We start from the raw sequence: 5,185 nt of genomic DNA on the forward strand, positions 1-5,185 counted from the left end.
ACGGGCTCGGTGGCAGCACGCCGGCGCGGAGCGCGAGCACCGTCTTGATCAGACCGGTCACACCGGCCGCCGCGTCCAGGTGACCGATCAGCGCCTTGACCGACCCGAGCGCGCAGAACCCGGTCCGGTCGGTAGCGGCACGGAATGCCCTGGTCAGCGCGGCGACCTCGATCGGGTCGCCGAGCGGGGTGGCGGTGCCGTGCGCCTCGACGTACCCGATCCGGGTGACATCGACGCCGGCCAGCCGCTGCGCGGTCCGGATCATCTCGGCCTGCCCGTCTATCCGGGGCGCGGTGAAGCCGACCTTGTCGCCGCCGTCGTTGTTGACCGCGGTGGCCGCGATCACCGCGTACACGGTGTCGCGGTCGCGGACCGCGTCTGCCAGCGGTTTGAGCACCACGGCGGCCGCGCCGCTGCCAGGGACCATGCCGTCGGCCGTGGCGTCGAACGGCCGGCAGACCCCGCGCGGGGACAGCACCCCGCCGGGCTCTGGGTGATACCCGCCCTGCGGCGGCTGGACGGAGACGCCGCCGGCGATCGCGATCTCACACTCGCCGGCCAGCAGCGCCTGCCCGGCCAGGTGCACCGCGACCAGCGAGGTCGAGCAGGCCGTCTGCACGGCCACGCTGGGCCCGGTGAGGTTGAGGTGGTAGGAGACCCGGGACGCCAGCATGTCCTTGTCGTTGGCGATTATCAGTTCGCCGTAGCCGGCGCTGGTGGTGCCGCCGAGCAGGTTGCGCAGCAGGTAGGTGCTGATGCTGCTGCCCGCGTAGACGCCGACCCGGGCACGGCCGCCGTTGTGGTGGCCGGCATCCTCCAGCGCGTGCTGCGCGGTCTCCAGGAAGATCCGCTGCTGCGGGTCGAGCAGCGCGGCGTCACGCGGCGAGTAGCCGAAGTAGGCCGCGTCGAACCGGTCGATGTCGTCCAGCCGTCCCCAGGCCGTGACGTGGCCGGGCCCGTCCGGGTCGGTGCGGGTGATCCGTTCCCGTCCGGCCAGGACCGTCTCCCAGAGACGCGCGCAATCTGGTGCGCCGGGGAAGCGGCCGGCCATGCCGATCACCGCGATCTCCAAGCCGGTGAGCTCGTCCGGCGCAGTCGTCATCGACCTGCTCCCACTGCCGGAGCCGGCTCGCGTTCGAGGTCGCGGACGTGACGGGAGAAGTACGTGGCGATGCCGGCCGCGATCGGCAGCAGCCCGACGGTGATCAGCAGGCCGGCGATGCCGCGCTCCTCGCCGAGCAGCGGCGTGAAGACCGTGTCGGCCAGGACTCCGGCGGTGAGCGCGGAGACCGGCACCGAGGCGAGCGCCACCACGCGGAGCGTCGCGAACGCGCGGCCGAGCATGTCGGCCGGCACCTTGGCCTGCCAGATCGTCGCGTTGCAGGCGTTGATCACCGGCAGGGCCAGGGCGTAGATGAGCACGCCGGCCACGACGACCGGGACTGCGGCGCGCACGCCGAGCACCGCGATGCCGATGCCGAAGACGATGCCGGCGCCGAGCACGCCGTGGATGCGGCGGCGCGGCCCGCCCCAGGCGATCATGAGGATGGCGCCCACGAGCCAGCCCAGGCCCTCGGCGGAGAGGATGAGACCGAGGTCGCCCTGCGTGCCGAACTCCAGGACCAGCGGGGGCAACAGCGCGAGCGTGAAGCCGGCGGCGATGTTGGCGATCGAGAAGAAGCCGAGCAGGATCAGCAGGCCGCGTTCGCGGGAGATGTAGGCCCAGCCGGCGGCGACGTCGCCGAGGATCCGGCGGACGCCGGTGGCCTGCCCGGTCGCGGCCGGCTGCGGGATCCGGATCACCGCCAGGACGACCACCATCGCGGCGAACGTGACCAGGTCGATGAGGACCACACCGAGGATTCCGACGACCGGGATCAGCAGGGCGGCCAGCGCCGGGGCGAGCAGGCGGGAGGACGCGTTCGCCATCTGCACCATGCTGTTCGCGCGGGGCAGCAGACGCTCCGGGACCAGCTGCGGTACGGAGGAGGCGAACGCCGGGTACTGGATGGCGCCGCAGGTGGCGACCAGGAACGTGACCGCGTAGACCAGCGCCACGCTCAGCGCATCCGCCGCGACCAGGACGGCCAGCGCGGCCAGCACGGCAGCGCCGCCCGCGTTGGCAAGCAGGATCAGCCGGCGCCGGCTGTACCGGTCGGCGAGCACACCGCCGACCAGCGTGACCAGCACCTGCGGGAGGTAGAGCACAGTCACGACGCCGGCGAAGTGGGTGGCGGATCCGGTGGTCCGGTAGACCCAGACGCCGAGCGCGAAGCCGGTCATCGCGGTCCCGGTCAGCGACACCAGCTCGGCCAGCCAGAGCGCCACGAACGTACCCAGCCGGCTCGGTGCCCGCGTCATGTCGGACTCACCTCGACGCTGAGCCGATGATTCGCTCGCAATCCCGCTCATTCCTGCTGCCCCTTCGCCTGTCGGAGGCGGAGCGCGCCGGCGCGGCGGCGCTCCGCGGGATCGTCGCCGGACGTCTCCGGTGGTGCGGTGGCGGCCAGGTGACCGGCGAGCGCGGCGACGGTCGGGTGGTCGAAGAGGTCCAGCATGGACACCTCGACGCCGAGCCGCTCGGCGAGCAGGACCCGGACGCTCAGCATCAGCCGGGAATGGCCGCCGAGGTCGAAGAAGTTGTCCTGCGGACCGACGACCGGCACGTCCAGCACCTCGCGCCAGACCTCGGCGATCCGGCCGGCAAGCGGTCCGGCCGACTCCGCGACCGGCGTGGCCGTGGTCGTTGCGCCCTGGGTCGTTGCGGCCGTGGTCGTTGCGGCTGTCGAGGCCGGTGTGGGCAGGTCCGGAAGGACCGCGTCCGGATCCGTCAGGGCGCCGAGGAGCCGCAGGTACGCGGCGGCGAGCCGGTCCGCGCCGGCCGGATCCAGCACCGTACCCCGGTAGAAGAAGTCGCAGACCGTGCCGTCCGGGGTCTCGCGGACGCCGAGCGTCAGGTCGTACTTGGCGACGCCGGTGAAGATCTCCTCCACGGTGGTGCGGCAGTCGCCGAGGGCCGGCGGCTCGGCCTGCGCCGGATGCAGCCAGAACACGGCCTGGAAGAGAGGGCTGCGTCCGGTGCCCCGGGCCGGGCCCGTCTCCTGGATGATGTCCTCGACCGGGATCTGGTGACCGAATCCGTCCAGCACCGCGTCCCGTACCCCGGCGAGAACATCCGCGAAGGCCGGCGTGCCGGTCATCGGCACGCGCAACGGCAGCATGTTGACGAACAGGCCGACCGCGTGCGCGGTCTCCGGGCGCCGGCGGTCCGCGGCCGGTGACCCGATCACCACGTCGGTGCGGCCGGTGTGCGTGCGCAGCAGCACCGCGAACGCGGCGAGCATGGTCATGAACGACGTGCACCGGTGCCGGCGGCCGGCGGCCCGGACCCGGTCGGCCAGGTCCGGGGTGAGGCGCACGCGGTGCAGCCCGTCCGGGGTGCCCGGGGCCGGGGAGCCGGGCAGGGTTACGGGCGGTGGCGCGTCGAGCAGGCGGTCTCGCCAGTACGCGAGGTCGGCGCCGTTCGGACGGGTGCGCTGGGCGTCGATCAGGTCCGGGTACGTCGCGGGGTGCGGCGGCAGCTCCGGGGTGCGGTGCGTGGCGCGGGCCGCGTACGCCTCGGCGAGCTGGGCGAAGAACACCCGCGCCGACCCACCGTCGAAGACGAGGTGGTGGACGACCAGGATCAGTTCGTGCCGGTCCGGCGCCGACCGCAGCAGCTCGGCCCGCAGCAGTGGGCCGCCGGCCAGGTCGAACGGCGCCCGGGCCAGTTCCTCCGCGCGCGCCGTCGCGGTGTCGGGCGGCAGCGCGCCGAGGTCGGTGACCGGCAGTGTGAACGCGCCGGCCGGCCGGACCCGCTGCCGCAGCTCGGTGCCGGTGAGCGTGAACGAGGCTCGCAGCGCGTCGTGGTGCGCGACCAGGTCGCCGAGGGCGGCGCGCAGCGCGCCGGGGTCGAGCGGCCCGTCCAGCCGGATCCGGTACGGCACGTGGTAGGCCGGGCCCGGGGTGAGCTGCAGGGCGAACCACATCGATTCCTGGGCGGGCGACACCGAAAGAAGGCCTGCGTCGTCGACCTCGGCTGCACCGTCGATCATAATCTCTCCGAATGCGTCGGCCGGTGGGAAATCCATGGCACGAAAAAGTCGATGATCGAATGCACGACGTCGGGAATTATGCCATGACTCCCGGCTCCGCGAAAGGAGAAGGACGAGGCGCGAAATTTTAAGAAATTGACCATAGCGGATGCGTTGCATCGTGTCCGGCATCCGCCGACACATCACCCACAGGGCCCTTGCAACGCCACAAAGTCGGGCCATCCGGACACCGTTGACGGGTCCAGATCAGCCGGTTAGATTGCGTTGGTCACGAACGGCGACCAGCGAGGGTGATCATTTTATGACCACTTCCGAAGCGGATGTCACCCCTTCCGTCGAAGAATGCGTAACCGCCAACAGAAATGGCTGGAATCTACGCGTGAAAGAGCACCTCGACACCGAATTCTATGGTGTCGACTCTTTCAAGAACGGTCGCAACACGGTGCAGAGAATCGAAATCGAGGAAGTTGGTGACGTCACCGGCAAATCGCTTCTGCATCTGCAATGCCATTTCGGCCTGGACACGATGTCGTGGAGCCGACTGGGCGCCCGCGCCACCGGCGTCGACCTGTCCGACGAGGCGATCGAGAGCGCCCGTGCGATCGCCGCCGAGCTGGGGTTGGACACCAGGTTCATCCGCAGCGACATCTTCGAGCTGCCGAAGGCGCTGGACGAGAAGTTCGACATCGTCTTCACCAGTTACGGCGCGCTCGTGTTCATGCACGACTTGGACCGGTGGGCCGAGATCGCCGCTTCCTACCTGAAACCCGGCGGCAAGGTGTGCATCGTGGAAATCCACCCGGTGCTGCCGCTCTTCACCGAGATTGACGGAGAGTTGCGCCTTACCTACTCACTGTTCCAGGACGGTCCGAATCGGATGGAGGTCGCGAAGACCTACGCCGATCTCAAGCCGGTCGAGCCGCACACCGAGTATTTCTGGCGGTGGTCCGTCGGCAGCCTGTCGACCGCGCTCATCAACGCCGGCCTGCGCATCGACCGGCTCCGTGAGCTGCCGTTCGACATGCGGCAGCGGTTCCCGTCGATGGCGCGGGGCGAGGACGGGTACTGGCGGCTCCCCGGCGACCCGCTGC

5 protein-coding genes are annotated in these 5,185 nt (G+C 70.8%); 2 read left to right on the plus strand and 3 right to left on the minus strand.

All coding sequences use genetic code 11. The features are described 5' to 3' along the window. Positions 1–1,051: polyketide synthase (locus AB0M52_RS30140; protein WP_363960765.1), on the minus strand; the 1,051-nt coding region annotated here is incomplete at its 3' end. Here AB0M52_RS30140 and AB0M52_RS30145 point away from each other — a divergent pair. After that, positions 942–1,205, plus strand: a complete 264-nt coding sequence (locus tag AB0M52_RS30145; protein ID WP_363960767.1) for a hypothetical protein — start codon at positions 942–944, stop codon at positions 1,203–1,205. The two genes, AB0M52_RS30140 and AB0M52_RS30145, sit on opposite strands and share 110 nt — an antisense overlap. On the opposite strand, the gene AB0M52_RS30150 is transcribed toward AB0M52_RS30145, so the two are convergent. After that, entirely contained in the window at positions 1,099–2,361 is a 1,263-nt protein-coding gene (locus tag AB0M52_RS30150; RefSeq protein ID WP_363960759.1) for an MFS transporter, read from the minus strand. The genes AB0M52_RS30145 and AB0M52_RS30150 overlap by 107 nt on opposite strands. 47 nt (positions 2,362–2,408) lie before the next feature. After that, positions 2,409–4,094 carry a condensation domain-containing protein gene (locus AB0M52_RS30155; RefSeq protein ID WP_363960761.1) on the minus strand — a complete coding sequence of 562 codons (1,686 nt, stop codon included), beginning with the start codon at positions 4,092–4,094 and terminating at the stop codon, positions 2,409–2,411. Between the two features lie 301 nt (positions 4,095–4,395). Here AB0M52_RS30155 and AB0M52_RS30160 point away from each other — a divergent pair. Beyond that, positions 4,396–5,185 (plus strand): class I SAM-dependent methyltransferase (locus AB0M52_RS30160; protein WP_363960763.1); only part of this gene is annotated, 790 nt, incomplete at its 3' end.

This window comes from Micromonospora sp. NPDC051296, from assembly GCF_040682255.1.
Classification (GTDB): Bacteria; Actinomycetota; Actinomycetes; order Mycobacteriales; family Micromonosporaceae; genus Micromonospora; species Micromonospora craterilacus.

Coding starts and splice junctions, on each gene's coding strand:
- AB0M52_RS30150 (WP_363960759.1), bottom strand. CDS start 2,361: ATGACGCGGGCACCGAGCCGGCTGGGTACGTTCGTGGCGCTCTGGCTG.
- AB0M52_RS30155 (WP_363960761.1), bottom strand. CDS start 4,094: ATGATCGACGGTGCAGCCGAGGTCGACGACGCAGGCCTTCTTTCGGTG.